This window comes from Polynucleobacter sp. MWH-Berg-3C6 (assembly GCF_018881855.1).
Classification (GTDB): domain Bacteria; phylum Pseudomonadota; class Gammaproteobacteria; order Burkholderiales; family Burkholderiaceae; genus Polynucleobacter.
On the sequence record NZ_JACVPN010000006.1, the window covers coordinates 42452 to 58177 of the forward strand.

17 protein-coding genes are annotated in these 15726 nt (G+C 45.8%); 3 read left to right on the plus strand and 14 right to left on the minus strand.

Features of this window, described 5'->3' with window-relative positions:
* Positions 1–5 precede the first annotated feature (5 nt).
* From fliN to fliF, 8 genes are read right to left on the minus strand one after another with little or no spacing between them, the layout of a single operon-like run.
* Entirely contained in the window at positions 6–392 is a 387-nt protein-coding gene (fliN, locus tag ICN13_RS09780) for a flagellar motor switch protein FliN (RefSeq protein ID WP_216140171.1), read from the minus strand.
* On the minus strand, positions 382–1440 hold the full coding sequence (locus ICN13_RS09785; protein ID WP_216140172.1) for a flagellar motor switch protein FliM: 1059 nt from the start codon (positions 1438–1440) through the stop codon (positions 382–384). The genes fliN and ICN13_RS09785 overlap by 11 nt, the downstream gene beginning before the upstream one ends.
* 14 nt (positions 1441–1454) lie before the next feature.
* Positions 1455–3416, minus strand: a complete 1962-nt coding sequence (locus tag ICN13_RS09790) for a flagellar hook-length control protein FliK (protein WP_216140173.1) — start codon at positions 3414–3416, stop codon at positions 1455–1457.
* Between the two features lie 48 nt (positions 3417–3464).
* Positions 3465–3893, minus strand: a complete 429-nt coding sequence (locus ICN13_RS09795) for a flagellar export protein FliJ (RefSeq protein ID WP_216140174.1) — start codon at positions 3891–3893, stop codon at positions 3465–3467.
* Positions 3890–5275, minus strand: coding sequence for a FliI/YscN family ATPase (locus ICN13_RS09800; RefSeq protein WP_216140175.1), 1386 nt, complete (start codon positions 5273–5275; stop codon positions 3890–3892). The genes ICN13_RS09795 and ICN13_RS09800 overlap by 4 nt, the downstream gene beginning before the upstream one ends.
* 13 nt (positions 5276–5288) lie before the next feature.
* Entirely contained in the window at positions 5289–5990 is a 702-nt protein-coding gene (locus tag ICN13_RS09805) for a hypothetical protein (RefSeq protein ID WP_216140176.1), read from the minus strand.
* Positions 5991–5999: 9 nt separating this feature from the next.
* Positions 6000–7058, minus strand: a complete 1059-nt coding sequence (locus ICN13_RS09810; protein WP_216140177.1) for a flagellar motor switch protein FliG — start codon at positions 7056–7058, stop codon at positions 6000–6002.
* 2 nt (positions 7059–7060) lie between these two features.
* Positions 7061–8920, minus strand: coding sequence for a flagellar basal-body MS-ring/collar protein FliF (gene fliF / locus ICN13_RS09815; protein ID WP_216140178.1), 1860 nt, complete (start codon positions 8918–8920; stop codon positions 7061–7063).
* Positions 8921–9047: 127 nt separating this feature from the next.
* Between fliF and ICN13_RS09820 the strand changes: the two genes are divergently transcribed.
* The 3 genes from ICN13_RS09820 to fliE are packed head-to-tail and all read left to right on the plus strand — an operon-like array spanning position 9048 to position 11902.
* Positions 9048–10172, plus strand: a complete 1125-nt coding sequence (locus ICN13_RS09820) for a PAS domain-containing sensor histidine kinase (protein WP_216140179.1) — start codon at positions 9048–9050, stop codon at positions 10170–10172.
* Positions 10173–10181: 9 nt separating this feature from the next.
* Positions 10182–11552: a sigma-54 dependent transcriptional regulator gene (locus tag ICN13_RS09825; RefSeq protein ID WP_216140180.1), complete on the plus strand. Its 1371-nt coding sequence runs from the start codon at positions 10182–10184 to the stop codon at positions 11550–11552.
* A gap of 20 nt (positions 11553–11572) precedes the next feature.
* The gene (fliE, locus tag ICN13_RS09830) at positions 11573–11902 is read left to right on the plus strand and encodes a flagellar hook-basal body complex protein FliE (protein WP_216140181.1); all 330 of its coding nucleotides are present in this window, start codon (positions 11573–11575) and stop codon (positions 11900–11902) included.
* On the opposite strand, the gene ICN13_RS09835 is transcribed toward fliE, so the two are convergent.
* From ICN13_RS09835 to ICN13_RS09860, 6 genes are all read right to left on the minus strand, one after another.
* Positions 11899–12192, minus strand: a complete 294-nt coding sequence (locus ICN13_RS09835) for an EscU/YscU/HrcU family type III secretion system export apparatus switch protein (RefSeq protein ID WP_216140182.1) — start codon at positions 12190–12192, stop codon at positions 11899–11901. The two genes, fliE and ICN13_RS09835, sit on opposite strands and share 4 nt — an antisense overlap.
* Positions 12185–13153: a hypothetical protein gene (locus ICN13_RS09840; RefSeq protein ID WP_216140183.1), complete on the minus strand. Its 969-nt coding sequence runs from the start codon at positions 13151–13153 to the stop codon at positions 12185–12187. Before ICN13_RS09840 ends, ICN13_RS09835 begins: the two co-directional genes overlap by 8 nt.
* Before the next feature lie 57 nt (positions 13154–13210).
* Complete coding sequence (gene fliS / locus ICN13_RS09845) at positions 13211–13606, minus strand: flagellar export chaperone FliS (RefSeq protein ID WP_216140184.1); 396 nt, start codon at positions 13604–13606, stop codon at positions 13211–13213.
* 2 nt (positions 13607–13608) lie between these two features.
* The gene (gene fliD / locus ICN13_RS09850; protein ID WP_216140185.1) at positions 13609–15006 is read right to left on the minus strand and encodes a flagellar filament capping protein FliD; all 1398 of its coding nucleotides are present in this window, start codon (positions 15004–15006) and stop codon (positions 13609–13611) included.
* 54 nt (positions 15007–15060) lie between these two features.
* Positions 15061–15510 (minus strand): flagellar protein FlaG, encoded by a 450-nt coding sequence (locus ICN13_RS09855; RefSeq protein ID WP_216140186.1) that lies wholly within the window; start codon positions 15508–15510, stop codon positions 15061–15063.
* Between the two features lie 80 nt (positions 15511–15590).
* On the minus strand, positions 15591–15726 hold a 136-nt coding region (locus tag ICN13_RS09860; RefSeq protein ID WP_255534121.1), incomplete at its 5' end, for a flagellin.

Sequence of the window (15726 nt, forward strand, 5' to 3'; positions counted from 1 at the left end):
AGCCTTTAACGATTAATTTTTCGTAAGCGCTCAGCAGGAGTAACAATATCAGTCAAACGAATACCATAACGGTCGTTAACGATCACTACCTCGCCTTGCGCAACCAAGCAACCGTTAACCACTACCTCAAGGGGTTCACCAGCAATAATGTCCAATTCAACTACTGAGCCCTGGGTTAGCGCTAAAAGATTGCGTATTTGCATTTTAGCTCTTCCTAGCTCAACTGTAACCTGAACTGGTACATCCATCACCAAATCGATATCGTTATAGGAAACAGTGGAATTTCCACCGCCATCCAGGTCCTCAAAACTGGCTCGGCGCACTGCAGCACCAGATTGGGACGCAAAAGGGTTATCCACACCCTCAGTCGATTTAGAAAAGTTATTTTCCATCGTTATTTACCTCATCTTTATTTTTCGGAACCGACAAAGCGGACTCCATTTGGGTTAATTCAGCAGCTCGTTGATCAAATTGGCTATACATATCGCCACGTTCAGCTCCACGCATCATGGTTGGCCCAATACGCGCACGATCCATCGGACTTTTAAAGAAATCAGCAGGATGCTGAATCGAATCAATCTTGAGGGCATAACGACCATTACGAACACCGTATTTGCCACGAATCATCGGCAAACCATCAACAAACATCGTCACAGGATCATTAATCTCAATTGGCACAATATCGCCAACAGACATGCCCAAAACATCGCCAATGGTCATTTTTCTGCTTGCTAATACGGCGACTGCAGTAATAGAAGCGTCTTGTAGTTGCGTTTCCAAGGAATTAGCCCAATATAAATCGGTTTCACGCTTAATCTTGATGTCATTACCAAAAATCTTTTCTCGGTAAGGAACCATCACCCAATAAGGAACACAGAAGTCCAAGAAGCCTTCTGTACCCTGCATGTCTACTCGGAAGCGGCAATGCATCACGCTCTCCTCGTCTGTAGCCAGGCGTACAAAATTCATTTGCGACTCATTGCGAACAAAGCCGAATTCAATACTGGCCATCGGAGCCCAAGCACCTTCATATTCGCGCTTAATTAACTCCAAGATCCGTCTGCTAACCCGTAGCTCGGTAATGGATAGCTTCTGATAATTTGTTTTGGGCTGTCCAAATACACCATTGCCACCAAAGACCTTATCGGTAATCATGAACAGCAAAGTAGGATCAATTGCCCAGCATCCCAAGCCCTGTGCATGAGTGAAATTAACTAATTCAACATTGGAGTACTCAGGCATTTCTTGGAGGAAATCACCGTAATTCTTAATACTAGTAGTAAGACTCTTGACGTCTACACAAGTACCAATCATATTGGTTAATTCAGAGCGCAAATTACGCGCAAAAGCTTCATGCACGATCTCTAATGCAGGCATCCGTCTGTTATTCACAAACGTATTGAGATTAGTAAAGACGGCGGCTTGATTTAGACTAGACATAATAAATAAATAGGTTAGGCATAAATGCTCACTCTACCGTCTGGCGTAATGCCAGGACGACTGATAGACATTAACTCACCCAAAGCAACATCAACCTGGGCACCCTCTCCATTCGCTGCATTGGAGAAATTGTTACTCAAAGCAAAAGGAATGTGACCTGACTGATCTGAGCGATCACGCATATCCATGCTTAACGATAAACCCATTTGCGCAAGTTGTTCTTTGAGTTGCGCTCCACCCTGCTCTAAACGCGCCTTAGTAGAGTCGCTAGCACCCTCAACAATCAAATAGGCTCTACCATTACCGTCTAGACGCAAATCTAGCTGGATTGCACCTTGATCTGGTGGAGTGACCTCCATAATTACCCGGCCACCACCTTCCTTAAGGACTCGCATCACCTCTACATGGAGCGGGCCAGTTGCAAGGGAAGCCTGTTGTGGTTCTAGTTTTAATGTTTGGGAGGATTGCGCCAAACGCAATTCCTGATTAAATGGTGAGATAGCGTTACGGGCATTGAAATCAGATAGGCCATTAGTGACATTGCTAGATGATGTCTGCGTCAGATCTTGAAGATCGACCGGAGATTGATCTTTCATGGCCAAACCATCGATAGCTGCCGACTTCTCAAAATTGATACTTGCAATCTTGGCATTATCAGCGCGAAGACTTTGGACTGCTTCACCAGCATCTTTGCTGGATGCACCACGAGGATCCACGCGCAAACTATTGGTAGCAGAAGTCTGAGGCAAATTAGCAAGATCTACTGTGTCGACTGCATCCGCCTTAGCTAAATCAACTGTTGTTAGGCTCGACTTAGAATCCTGGGCGTTTTTGCTCACCTGGGAGGGAATTGCCGATTGAATTCCAGATGCCGGAGCATCAAGATCTTGAACATTTGCAGCAGTAAGCTCTGCCGCTTGGACTACTTGATTCGCCTGGTTAGCGCTCGCAGCGCTCGCAGCGTCCTGTTTCGTGGCAAGAAGCGTATTGGCATTCACAAGCGGAGTTTCATTCTGCACATTGAGGGCTATGGGGCCAGCAACCACATTGGCTGTTTCGGCCTGATCTATTGGCTGCATCGGTAACACATTTGTGTCAGCAGCAAGCTGTGGACCTACAGCTTGCTGACCCTTTGCTACGCTCGCAGCATTGATTGTATTAATGGCGGAATCTGCCAATGAATCTGCATTGGCCTGGGCTGTATTAGCAACTAACGCAGCCTGATCAAGCTTGGCATCAATAGCGCCGCCATCTTGAGAAATATTTTGAGCCAAGTCACTAGTTGCAGAATTGGCTGCAAGCGCTTGGGCGACATCATTCGCAGAAGTAGCGTCTGATACCGCATATGAAATGCCAGGAACTTGAGTACTTGCTGATGCAATCGAATCAACTCCCTGAGTAGCGCTCTCAGTCGACACCGGAGTGACGATATTTTGCGGAGCAGCAACCACCTGTGCTTGTGCAGCAGCTAATGCCGCTATTGCAGGATCTACAACGCCAGCTAAAGCGCCAATAGTTTGCTGATCAGCATCGCTTTGGGTATCCAGTTGAATTTGTGCGCCCTGGTCGACCGCTGCTGCAATTGATGCCGCAGCTTGAGAAACCACCCCTTCATCAACCGTAATCGCTTGGGCAACCTCTAATTGAGTGAGGGTTGGACCACCTGGGGCCAATCCATCCAATGAGGCTTCCTTGGAATTTTTTGACTTATCGGCAATATTTGCAGGCTCTTTAGTGGCAATAGCGGCATTCACAGGCAAATTTTGCAAATTAGACTGGGTATCTGGTGAATTTTGGCTGTTTTTATCGAAAGCAAGGTCTTCTTCCTTGTTACTCTGCTTAGCAGCCTGCAATTCTTCTGGAAATGACGTAAGTGATTGATCTGAAGGGATTTCTCCCTGATCAACCGTATTCAAATTGCTCAAATTTTCAGCAGGATTAGCCTTTAAGAGGCGTACCGGATCAATATTTGCCATTGATGTTTCCCTTTTAGTTAAACATAAGGAAGCATTTTCCGTGCCAATCTACTTTTTTATTCGCGAAACAAGGCTATCTTCTCGGACTTTATTTTCTTTAACCTCTTTGCTATGGGCAAATTCGGCATTTTTACGTTTGAGAACCTTCTCAATTGCTTGCACCTTGAGCTGACTGGCTAAAGCATGGGCCTTAGACTGTTCCGTAGCATGTTTCATGCCAACAATCTGCTGTTTTTGCTCATTGACACCATTTTCTAGGCGATTACGGAAAGCATTGGAATCCTGCAAAAAAGCCACCTGGACACCCTGCTGAGCAGTTTGAATCATCTGCTCGCCGTATTCTCTTACATAATCACTGACTTGCTGGCTAAATTGCTCGCTTTTCTTGAGCTCAAAATTAAGCTTCTTAAATTGGGCTTGAGCCCTTTCTTCCCGAATCTTAGAAATCTTGAGGAATAGCTTTAAGGCTTCTTTCATTGAGAGGCCTCAGCGATGGCTAATAATTCTTTGAGGGACTCATCAAGAGTAATGACTTGAGTAACGTCTTGTTGTAAAAAATTCTGAATTTGGGGCCAGAGCCGAATTGCCCGGTCAAAATCGGGATCGGATCCTGGGGCATATGCCCCCATATTGAGAAGATCCCGTCCACGCATATAGCGGCTATATAACTGCTTCACCCTTCTTGCGGCCAAGAGGTGTTGCTCTGTTACCACTCTTGGCATTACCCGAGAAATAGAGCGCTCAATGTCAATAGCAGGGTAATGGCCGCCATCTGCTAGTTCTCGAGACAGAAATAAGTGGCCGTCTAATACGCCTCTAGCAGTATCAGATATAGGGTCATTAATATCATCACCATCCAAGAGAATCGTATAGAAGGCGGTTAAGGATCCATTTGGATTTGTGCCGTTACCTGCTTTTTCAATCAACTCAGGGAGTTTGCCAAAAACACTAGGCGTATAACCCCGGGATACAGGCGCCTCACCCAAGCTTAAGCCAATCTCTCGTTGTGCCATTGCAAAGCGGGTTAAGGAGTCCACAATCAATACAACATGCTTACCCTGATCTCGAAACCATGCCGCAATTTCAGTCCCATACCATGCGCCCTTGGCCCTTGCTAATGGAGATGAGTCTGCTGGAGCAGCAACGACTACTGCACGCTTGAGCGCCTCTTCGCCCAAAACATCCTCACAAAACTCTCGCACCTCCCGACCACGCTCGCCTACTAAAGCAATCACAATCACATCTGCTTTGCAGTTACGTGCCAGCATACCTAAAGTCACACTCTTACCAACACCTGACCCAGCAAAAATACCAAGACGCTGCCCACGACCAACAGTAAGCATGCCATTTGCAGAACGAATACCAGTATCGAGCGGCTCCTGAATTGGGTTTCTTAATAAAGGATTGATCGTTTTGGATTGCTTCTTCACAATTTTGACATCACTGCCTGGCTTTCCATCAAGCGGTCTGCCAAAACCATCAACCACTCTGCCGAGCAAAGAGAGGTCAATTGGCAATGGCTCTACAGAAGAGCGCGTCATAAAGCCTTGCGATGTTCTAAAGGGAGTATTGGCTGGATAGACTAATGCGCCTGGAGTAATGCCATCAATCGCATCAATTGCCATTAAAAAAGTAATGTCGCCATCAAAGCCGATACATTCTGCATCAATGACTCTTTTGGATGCTCCAGAAAAAATACAGGCTCCCGCACCAATAGCAAGAGGCAATCCTTCAACCTCCAAAACAAAGCCAGATACTTTCTTAATGCGGCCTTCGCGAATGGAGCGTGGCGCCTCACCCAAAAAATCACGGGCATGATTTAATTTGACAAGAACTTGTTCCGGACCCAGGACCGTCATGTCTGGGCCCTCTTTAAGCAATATCGTTAGGAGAAGAAAGGCCTAGTGCAGAACGCACTAAAGCCTTACGAGCTTCGTAGCCTACATCAATCCGCGCGCCAGAAATTTCAACATAAGCATGACCCGGCGGAACATCAGAATCAAGTAAGAGAGTGCATGTAAATGGCAAACCAGATTCATCTACAAAACGGTTCCAGGTATCCACCTCTTCTTTACGAATACGCAGGAATACATTTTCACCAGGCAAAGGTAAGCGCATGAGCGCTTCCTGAATTGCAGCGACAAATGGTCCGCGCTCCAGTGAATCAGCGCCACTAATGCGCAAAGCTACTTCATATGCAAATTCATTTAAAGATTCTGAGATGGCATCCGGCATACCGTGCAAAGCAGACAAGAGCTCCTGCAATGCTGCTTGAAGTGCATCGATTTTTTCTTTGGCGTCATCATAGGCCTGCTGATATCCAGCCTGGGCTCCTGCATGAGTGCCTGCTGCCAGACCCTCATCCTCACCTTTGGCGTAACCTGACTTATAGCCTTCTGCAAAACCGGCATCGTATGCCTCTTGCCGAATCTGAGCAATTTCCGCTTCAGTAATCTGAGGAATGGCTGGAGGCTCCTCCACTACTTCAGGCGCCACAACAATCATTTCAACTGATGGCTGAAGAACCTCTGCTGCTGGAGGGTCAAATGACGGGGGGACCCATTTGATAATCATTTGCCTAAATTAAATTAAGTCGTCTTTTTGGGCAGATCGCAAGTAGATCTTGCCTTCTCCAGCCAATCTGCGTGCCAACTGAATGATCTCTCGCTGATTCTCTTGAACCTCGGAAACGCGTACTGGAGGTAATGTATCTAGCTCATCACGAATACGTTCAGCAGAGCGACGTGTCAAATTACCAAAAATCTTATCGCGCAATTTAGGGCTAGCGCCTTTGAGGGCCAAGATGAGAATGTTCTGAGGAACCTCAAGCAAGAGCGTCTCCAAAGAACTATCTTCCACAGTAAGAAAGTCTTCAAAGACAAACATCTTCTCTACAATCAAATCAGCCAATTCAGGATCGTATTCACGAATGCTATTAATCGCACTTTCATTTTTCTGAATATCCATGAGATTCAGAATGTCAGCCACTGGACTAATACCGCCAACACCGCTGACACCTTTTTCTGCAACTCTGCCTACCACTTGTAGCATGGCGTCATTAAGAACTCGCATTGCATCAGGATCAACCTTATCAAGCAAGGCAATTCGCAACATCAGTTCATTTCTTTTCTCTTCAGGGAAGAGCTCCATCAAAGCAGAAGTTTGTTCTGGTTTTAAGAAGGTTGCTAGGCTGGCAACAATTTGTGGATGCTCATTTTTAATAATGGAATACAACTCATCATTACTAAATGAAGCGAAGGCCTCAAGACCATGAAGTCTGGGAGGCTCGCCTTCGCCAAGCAGCTTGATTGTTTCAGCAAGAATATCCTTTCCGCCGATAGAAGCATGGGAAGTTGTAATGTATTTGAACTCCTCAAGCACCATCACAACCGTTTCTTTTTCCAAGAACTGCATGGTTGCCATGCGAGAAGAAATTCTTTGAACATCTTCAGGAGTTAATTGACGCAGAACTTCAGCTGAAACGTCCGGATCAACCATCAACAAAATTAAGGCGACCTTAAATACGTTGTCAATTTCTTCGTGATTCTCAATTGGGTCTTTAATCCCGAGTTGCATTGCCTCGCTGAGGCGCATGGTGCTCTGATCTACTTGTTGATGCAGCTTATATTTATCAATAGACATGGCTATACCAATCCTTCAGGTTTGATGCCATTGGGCGGGAAAGTTGAATCTGCTGCATCCCCATCCTTCTTTGGAACGCGCCAATTTTTCAAAAGAGTTCCAATAACCTGTGGGTTATTTTTTACATACTCAATTGTGTAAGCGGATAGCTCTTCATAATCTTTTTCGAGCTTAGCAAGACGTTCTTTTTCTTGTTCCAATTTTCGGCGCTCCATCTCTGCAAACTCTCTTGCTGCAATCACAGCTGGGTCTTCGGGTTCGGGTTCGGGCTCAATGACTTCTTCAATAATTGGAGCAATGACCTCAGGCTCTTCGGGAGCAAATAAATTCTTGAGTGCGCGATACATCAACAGGATTGCTAGCAAAACCAAACCGTACTTCAGGAACTCTTTGCTCAGCTCAAAGAATTCTGGTTGACGATAGAACGGAACTGCCTCTACTGTATCGGCCGCAAAAGGAATATTGGCAACACTTACGGTATCGCCACGCTTCTCGTTGTAGCCCACAGCATCGCGAACAATATTCGTAATTTGCTGCAACTCTTCAGGAGAATATGGCGCTGCAGGAGTCTCAACCTTGCCATCTCTCATAATGGCCGGCTTGTAATTCACAACTACGGCTGCAGAAATTCTCTTCACCTGGCCTTTATTGGCCTTCAGCACTTCAATGGCGCGATCTACCTCATAGTTAATCGTGCTCTCTCTACGTTCAGACGTATCGCCGCCCGCACCACTTGGGGAATTGAGCTGACGGGCCTCGTTATCAGCAGCTAATGGGCCAGTCAATGGCGCAGTGGGCTGTGGAGGGGGCTGATTTGTCAGGGCGCCCGGGGTAGCGCCTTTAGCACCACCTGGCTGACCAGAAGAATCAATATTCTGCTGACTGCGAACGCTTGCCGCATTAGGTGCAGAATTTTTACCAAAGGTTTCTTCAGTGCGCGTGCGCTCATCAAAGTTCATGTCAACGGTAACTTGAGCGCGCACACTATCTTTGCCGGCGATTGGATCCATCAAGATGGAAACGCGTTTGGCCAACGCATTTTCTAACTCAGCAACATACTTCAATTGTGATGAATCCAGGCTCTCCATTCTCTGACTGCTTTGAGATAACAAGATTCCTTCTTGATCAACTACAGTCACCTGCGAAGGAGAGAGTTTTGGAATTGAAGAGCCAACCAGATGCTGAATTGCAATCACTTGCTGCGGCTCTAAGAAGCGGCCTGGATACATCTGCAACACAACCGATGCCGTTGGCTTTTCTTGATCGCGAACAAATGCGGTTTGCTTTGGAACTGCTAAATGCACTCTGGCAGATTTGATTTGGGCTATCGAGCCAATACTCCTTGCCAGCTCGCCCTCTAAGGCCCGCTGGTAATTGACTTGCTCAACAAATTGACTGGTACCGAGTTTCTGATTTTCAAGAACTTCAAAACCAACATACCCCGATTTAGGTAGGCCTTGTCCCGCTAACTTGAGACGCGTTTCGTATACTAATTTTTCTGGCACCAAAATCGCACCGCCACCAGGCGTGAATTGATATGGCACATTCATCTGCGTTAACGATGCAATGATTTGCGAACCATCTGCCTCGTTAATATTTGAAAATAAAACTTTGTAATCATTCTTGCTACCAGAGACAGATAACACTAGCAGCATGGCTACTAGAAATACTCCAGCCGCACCTAAACCAATCTTTTGTTTGAATTCAAGCTTTTCAAAACGGCTTTTAGCCAATTCCCAAGCATTTTTGGGTGGCTCATTAGATAGACCGGCATCTACGCTGCCAGAATTGGCCGAGCTCAGATTAACTGATGCTGCGCCACTATCTGGATTCATCGATTTTGGTTGGTCGTTTTCAGCCAATTTATTAGCTTTCCTTTTCCTGGTAAGAATATTTGTTTTATCGAAAAAGTATCAAAATTTTCAAAAAGTATATATGAATGCGTTAGCTTATTGAAAATACTTGGGTTTTTTCCAATATTATTCAGAGATGACCAAAGAAACTGATAGCCAAAATACTGCCGCCTCCCAAGAACTGGGGGAGGCTTTTGGGCTGTTTTTAGAGGCCTCAAAGGCTCTAGAAGCACAGCAGGCGGTGCTTCAAGGTCAAATTGATAGACTTAGTCAGGAGCTGATCGTTGCCAATAGTCGACTATCTAGCCTTCTGAATTCTTTGCCCTCAGGGATAATTCTCTTTGAAAATCATATAGTTATAGACTTTAACCCAGCAGCCTTAGGCATGATTCCCGAGCTCCAAAAGGATATGGAATGGACTATTCCGCCAAGCTGGAAGAGCATGAACTCCATCCGCTCAGGGGAATACCTAGTCATGATGGGCGGCGAGGAGCGCATTTTGCAGGCCCATGAAGTAAAAAGTGGTCTGCGCAGTGTGTTGCAGTTACAAGACATCACTTCGACAATCACCTCCAGAATTGAGAAGGAGCGCAGCGACCGGCTTGCCGCAATGGGCAAAATGACTGCGGGCATTGCCCACCAGCTTCGCACACCTTTATCAACCGCTCTCTTATATTCATCACACTTAAGCGATGCCTCGCTCGAAGAGTCTCAAAAACAGCTCTTTGCACAGCGCCTGAAAACGCAGTTGATGAACCTAGAGAAGCTAGCGGGAAATATGCTCATGTTTATTCGGCAGCGTCCACAAAAAACGAACTCACTTCCAGTCAATCAAATATTAGATGAGGCCTGTCAAACAGTGCAGGTCTTGTGCGATGAGCGGCATATCCAGTTTATCCAGAGCTTTAACACCGAAGGTGTTGTGGTTAACGTAGAAAAACAATCTATCGTTGCAGCTTTAGTAGCAATCCTTGAAAACGCTCTGCAGGTTACCCAATCAGGGCAATGCATTGAGATTCACTCAGCGCATAAAGGTGGTCGTCTTGAAATCACGATTGATGATCAAGGTCCTGGTATTGCCCCCGATATGATGGAAACTCTTTTCGAGCCCTTCTCCACGAGTCGCATTACGGGTACCGGACTGGGTCTATCCATTGCCCGCAGTGCTATTGATAGTCACCGTGGAGAAATCTTGGTAAGTAATCGTGAAGGTGGAGGCGCTCGCTTTACGATTCTGCTGCCTTGTCTCACTGAGCTCTAGAATATGGCTATGACTAATCCACCAGTATTGATTGTTGAAGATGACGATGATTTGCGAGAAGCAATTGAAGTAACGCTGTCGCTCAAAGGAATTGAATGCAAGATTTATGATCGCGCTGAACTGGCGCTTCCACAAATCACACCAAACTATCCAGACATTCTGATTACCGACTTTCGTCTGCCCGGCATGAATGGTATTGAGCTGCTTGAAGAAGCAAGGCGGCGCTCACCTGATTTGCCTGTAGTTGTCATGACTGCTTATGCAGATGCCAAGTTAGCCGTAGAGGCTCTTCGTGCTGGTGCCCGTGATTTTCTGATCAAGCCATTTATGCCCGAACAATTAGTTGAGGTCATTAGTCGCTATCAACGAGAAAGTGCTCCCGTCCAGGGCAAAAAATCTTCAGGCACTCAGGAAATTATTGCCGTGGATCCGGCAACTCTTGCCGTCATGGCGCGCTGCGAACGGGTAGGAAAGACCGATACCACTGCTCTTTTGACTGGAGAATCGGGGGTTGGAAAAGATATTTTTGCCCGCCAAATCCATCAACTCTCAAAACGGGCTGGCAAGCCTTATGTGGCGATTAACTGCGCAGCCATTCCAGACAGCCTTCTAGAATCGATCCTCTTTGGCCATGAAAAAGGCGCTTTTACTGGGGCCAGCAAATCCCAGCCAGGTAAGTTTGAGCAAGCCCATGAGGGCACCCTCTTCCTTGATGAGATCGGAGAGATGCCCCTAGAGCTCCAGGCCAAGCTCCTCCGAGTCCTACAAGACCATGTAGTAGAAAGGCTAGGCAGCCATGAATCGATTTCCTGTGATGTCCGCATCATTGCTGCTACCAATAAGGATCTGCAGGCCAGGGTAGCTGAAGGTAAGTTCCGTGAAGACCTGTACTTCCGCCTTGCCGTCTTCCCCATTCGTATTCCGAGCCTGAAAGAGCGGCCAAAAGACGTTTTACCCCTTGCAGAGGCCTTTTTACGCCGTTATGGCTCAACTATGGGACGTCCAAATGCTAAATTGAGTCCCCAAACCCAGGCAGCACTTCAAAACCACGACTGGCCAGGGAACATCCGGGAGCTCGAAAATGGCATCCAAAGAGCCCTGCTTTTAAGTGATGATGACCTCATTGAACCCCATCATGTAGAGATAGAACCCCGATCTGGCACAAGAATTGCTTTAAATCAAACAGATAGCCCTGCATCTAGCCCAACAGCAGATGGAGCGCAGTCAGATATTAGTAGCCTAGAAAGGGAGCATATCCTGCGGGTTTTAAGCCAAGTGAAGGGCAACCGTAAGGAAGCAATCTCGATTTTGGGAATATCTGAAAGAGCGCTTCGTTATAAGCTCAAGGCCTATAAGGAAGCTGGCTATGAATTTGATTGAAATTAACCTAGAATGAAGTCATGAGCATTGAGAAGATGAACGCAGCATTAGCGCAGATCCAAGCGCTGCAAAAAGCCAGTGGTAATCAGGCTGGCGCTAGCATTGGCGAATCATTAACTCCCGAAGGCGTTGATTTCAAGACTATTCTCAAAAACGCGATCAATGATGTGAGCAGCGCCCAAAACAATGCTCAAGCAAAGGTTCAGGCTTTCTCTACGGGTGACTCTTCTATGAGTCTTGAAGAAGTCATGGTTTCTTTGCAAAAAGCCAATATTTCTTTCCAGGGAATGATGGCAGTACGCAATCGCTTAGTCGATGCTTATAAAGAAGTTACCAACCTACAAGTTTAATTTTCAGTAGTACGAGGTTCGATTTGGCCATCGACTTGATGAGCCCAAGCAATCACTTCAGCAACCGCAGCATAAAGCTCGGGTGGCACTAAATCATTCAAACGCAATTGCATTAGAAATTCAACAAGATCTGGCTCCACTCGAGTCGGAATACCAAGTTCATTTGCCTTATCTAAAATTGCCTGTGCAAGATAGCCTTCTCCCTGACCAACGACACGAGGTGCAATCGCACTCTTCTCATAAGCAAGCGCAACCGCTTTGAGTTGCCGAGGATTAGCGCTATCACTCATCGCCATCCCTCTTCTGAGCGGAGCTACCCTTAGCCATCTGATAATGAACATCAAATGGTACTTGCTCTTTCAGTCGCAACTCTAAGTCATTGCGCTGCGCCATGAAAGCACCTTTGAATGGCTCTGGCGGATCAATCGTGAGGTTCACTATGTCCTGAAACTGAACGCCAACGACTTTAAAAGTTCCAGATTGAGGAAGATTCATTTCCATGGTGATCTTGCTACCGCGTAGCATTTGGCCTTCGTGCTTAGGATCCTTCTCCCATATATCTTCTCTGCGAATCGATCCTTTTAATCCTGGCAAGAACTCTCCTTGCCAATTGAGAATACCGTGCATCAATAGTCTTGCACCCTCTTTGGCATAAGGAGAATCGCTAGAAATCGACTGCATCAAATCCCGCACCTGAGCAATCAATTCTTTATTTTTATCATCAATGCTTCCCTGACCTAAGCGAGGGCCAAGCAGTGTCGCTAAAGCCTGAGCCGCAAACATCGGGGAACGGTTCAAGTTTTGATAGATCGTCTGTAAATTTTGACGCAAGGGATTATCAATAGAAGTCTGAGTCTGGGTTTGGCCAGTCACATCATCTGGCCATTGCGTTACTAAAGTAGTTGGATCATTCGCATCGCCAACTGAATTTAATAACTTAGCAAGATCTGGAGTCAGTGGATTTTGATTTGCTTGCTTTGCTATTAGTGCCAAATTAGTCTGAGACTGTAGCGCTACTAATTCAGCATCGGTGTGTGCAATTAAGCCAGGATTTGCAAGTGCGTATTTAGCTGCTGCTGAAGCCTCAGCCTGACTTGCTGCAAGGGCAAAGCTGACTGAAGCTTTAGGGTCTGTAATAACTTGATCGTTTAATGCAACTGGTGCAACCTTTTGCACTTGATCAATACGCAGTTTATTGGAGGGTACCCCAGTGTTATCGGGGATTGAGCTAGGATTAATTGGAATGACCATATTTGATTCCTAGGCCCAACTGACTTAGCGGTATGCCAAGTCGGGGGCAAAAATTTCCTAAGCCACTTTGCCAAGAGGTACTACTGCATCTCTCCAAGATTCATAAATCGGGAGAAGTACATCGTGTACCTCACGAACCATGACTGGATCTTTATGAATCTTTGCCTTCATCAGATGACGAATAGACCAGTCGTAAAGACTCGCTAGATTAGATGCAATCTCACCGCCACGCTCAATGTCTAAAGCAGGCACCAAGCCAATGGTAAAAATATCGAGTGCTTTATCAAACGGAATTTGTGCATTTTCCTGCTCAATCAATTTTTTCTCAGCAGCATTTAAGTGGTCAAATAACTTCTCAAATACCAACAAAATTAAATCTGCCGGCTCAGAAATACCCACGGATGTTTGGGCATTAATCGATTGATACGATTGCATGGCACGGTTATTTAGCATAATTAATTTTTAGGATTATTGAGTGCTGTAAAGGTAGGCGTAAGCGAGCTGTTTAAGGCTTGCAAACGATACAAGAGGGCATCTAAGGATGCGTACTGCGCGCGGTAGCGTGCCATCTTCTCCATCTTACGAGTTTGAAGGTCTTGAATGCGATTTTGCAGTGTCGACTTTTGATCTTCAAATCCAGAGATATAAGAATCGACTTTTCCACCAAATGTCATTGCATCGTTGACGATGCTTCTAGTTGGACTTACAGAACCATTAGCAAGCTGATCAATAGCACCATGAGTTACTGCTGACTCATAAATGGCAGCATCAAACAATAAGGTGCCATCAAGCTGAAGCTCTAATCCAAGGCTCGTAAAACTAATAGGATTCCCAGTAGTGTCTGTGATCGACTGTTGGGTGCCAGAAGAATTTGCGCGCGTTAAGGGCGTCATAAATGAGAGCGAGATGGAATCAACCATGGTTCTTAAATCCATGAACCCATACAGAGAGCCACGCTTTTCGGGATCCGCATTAAATTTAGTGAGCTCAGTATAGGAAGCCATTAGATCGTTGTATGCCTGACCAACATTGGTTAGTAGGTTTTGTGCCTTAGCGCTATTGTCAGAGGCTATTGAGATGGCAACGTAATCCCCCTCGGCCATAGCACTCTGCAATTGCAATCGCACACCTGTTAGGGCTTCATCAACAATATTGGAAGATCTCGTGAATTCTTGACCATTAATTTCGAATATGGCGTCTTGACCTTCTTGACCACCTTTTCGCGTGATACCCGCAGTCATATCGGAGAGCGTCACCAGACCAGCAGCACCACCAGCTATAGATGTGAAGCTAATGATTTTTTTGCTGCCAGTATTAATAATGGAAGCTCTCACACCGGTATCTGAGGACTTTGCATTAATAGCCACTCGTAAACTTTCGAGTGAATCACCTTGATTAAAGGTAATTGACTCAGAATTCAGAGTGAAGCTACCGGATTGCGCCAGGCTGCTTCCATCATTAGCCAGAGAAAATTCATAGTTTGCAGTGGCTGTTTTAGCAATTTGCGCAACATGAAGGTTGTAGATTCCAGCGACAGCACCAGATGACTGAGAGATGGATGCCGCCACTAATGCATCATTGCTACTAGTCACTGACTTAGTGAGGTAACTCACGGGACTTGTAAAGTCTTGGAGAGCCGCCTGAAAAAGCGACATCTTTGATTTAATAATACCTAAATCACGAATGGAGTTATCTTGCTTGGTGACCTTAACATTTAAGGTATCAATTGGGGCTTGCTCAATGCTATCTAGCTTTGAGACCAGGCCTTCAACATCAATAACAGAGCCTTTACCGACCCCAGAAGTAGAGGTTGTGCTAGCAGAAGTAGCACTTGAAGTTGAGTTAATTGCCATGATTATTTATTTTGGTCTGAGTTAAGTCAAGGCCAAATGAGACTATACCGCCAATTACGCAGTGTGGTCTACAAACATACCTTGCAAGCTTTGCATATTATGCGCAACCCGAATAGCAGCGTCTGATGGCATGCTCATTACTTCATTGCCGTTACTATCAGTAACGCGAATAATGTGATAGCCAGTAACCTGATCAACAGAGATGCTTAAGCTTGATCCCTTAGAGGCAATAAATTCTTGGATTGCATTTGCGGCAGCTTGGACCACCTTTTCAATCGGCTGTGCACTTTCACGTACGCTAGCAGATGAAACGCCAGAGGTATCGATCGCAATAACAGAAGGCTTGCGACTTGGCAAAGAAGGTGCTGAAGGCATCGATATTTCTGGACGCGACTGTTGCTGGGGCATAGATACATCAGGACGCGACTGTTGCGGCAACGGCTTACCAGCAGAAGCATCAACTGCTACTGGCATTGGGGGGTTGGTATTTGCAATAGTATTCATATATATCACCTACTCAGTGAGCTATTAGCCCTATCTCTAAGGCTAATATACCCTTAACTAGTTTGCAAGCATTTTTCCATTTATTTCAACAAAGTCAAAATGACGTTCGGCATCTGATTGGCTTGGGCTAGCATCGAAGTAGCAGCCTGTTGCAAGATCTGAGTACGGGTCAAATTAGAGGTTTCTGCTGCGTAATCGGTATCGACAATGCGGCTA

Bases quoted from the DNA above. Each gene is read 5' to 3' on its own strand.
- fliN (WP_216140171.1), bottom strand. From the start codon at position 392: ATGGAAAATAACTTTTCTAAATCGACTGAGGGTGTGGATAACCCTTTT.
- ICN13_RS09795 (WP_216140174.1), bottom strand. From the start codon at position 3,893: ATGAAAGAAGCCTTAAAGCTATTCCTCAAGATTTCTAAGATTCGGGAA.
- ICN13_RS09835 (WP_216140182.1), bottom strand. From the start codon at position 12,192: ATGAGTGATAGCGCTAATCCTCGGCAACTCAAAGCGGTTGCGCTTGCT.
- ICN13_RS09785 (WP_216140172.1), bottom strand. From the start codon at position 1,440: ATGTCTAGTCTAAATCAAGCCGCCGTCTTTACTAATCTCAATACGTTT.
- fliS (WP_216140184.1), bottom strand. From the start codon at position 13,606: ATGCTAAATAACCGTGCCATGCAATCGTATCAATCGATTAATGCCCAA.
- fliE (WP_216140181.1), top strand. From the start codon at position 11,573: ATGAGCATTGAGAAGATGAACGCAGCATTAGCGCAGATCCAAGCGCTG.
- ICN13_RS09810 (WP_216140177.1), bottom strand. From the start codon at position 7,058: ATGTCTATTGATAAATATAAGCTGCATCAACAAGTAGATCAGAGCACC.
- ICN13_RS09790 (WP_216140173.1), bottom strand. From the start codon at position 3,416: ATGGCAAATATTGATCCGGTACGCCTCTTAAAGGCTAATCCTGCTGAA.
- ICN13_RS09800 (WP_216140175.1), bottom strand. From the start codon at position 5,275: ATGACGGTCCTGGGTCCGGAACAAGTTCTTGTCAAATTAAATCATGCC.
- ICN13_RS09825 (WP_216140180.1), top strand. From the start codon at position 10,182: ATGACTAATCCACCAGTATTGATTGTTGAAGATGACGATGATTTGCGA.
- ICN13_RS09840 (WP_216140183.1), bottom strand. From the start codon at position 13,153: ATGGTCATTCCAATTAATCCTAGCTCAATCCCCGATAACACTGGGGTA.
- ICN13_RS09855 (WP_216140186.1), bottom strand. From the start codon at position 15,510: ATGAATACTATTGCAAATACCAACCCCCCAATGCCAGTAGCAGTTGAT.
- ICN13_RS09820 (WP_216140179.1), top strand. From the start codon at position 9,048: ATGACCAAAGAAACTGATAGCCAAAATACTGCCGCCTCCCAAGAACTG.
- ICN13_RS09805 (WP_216140176.1), bottom strand. From the start codon at position 5,990: ATGATTATCAAATGGGTCCCCCCGTCATTTGACCCTCCAGCAGCAGAG.
- fliD (WP_216140185.1), bottom strand. From the start codon at position 15,006: ATGGCAATTAACTCAACTTCAAGTGCTACTTCTGCTAGCACAACCTCT.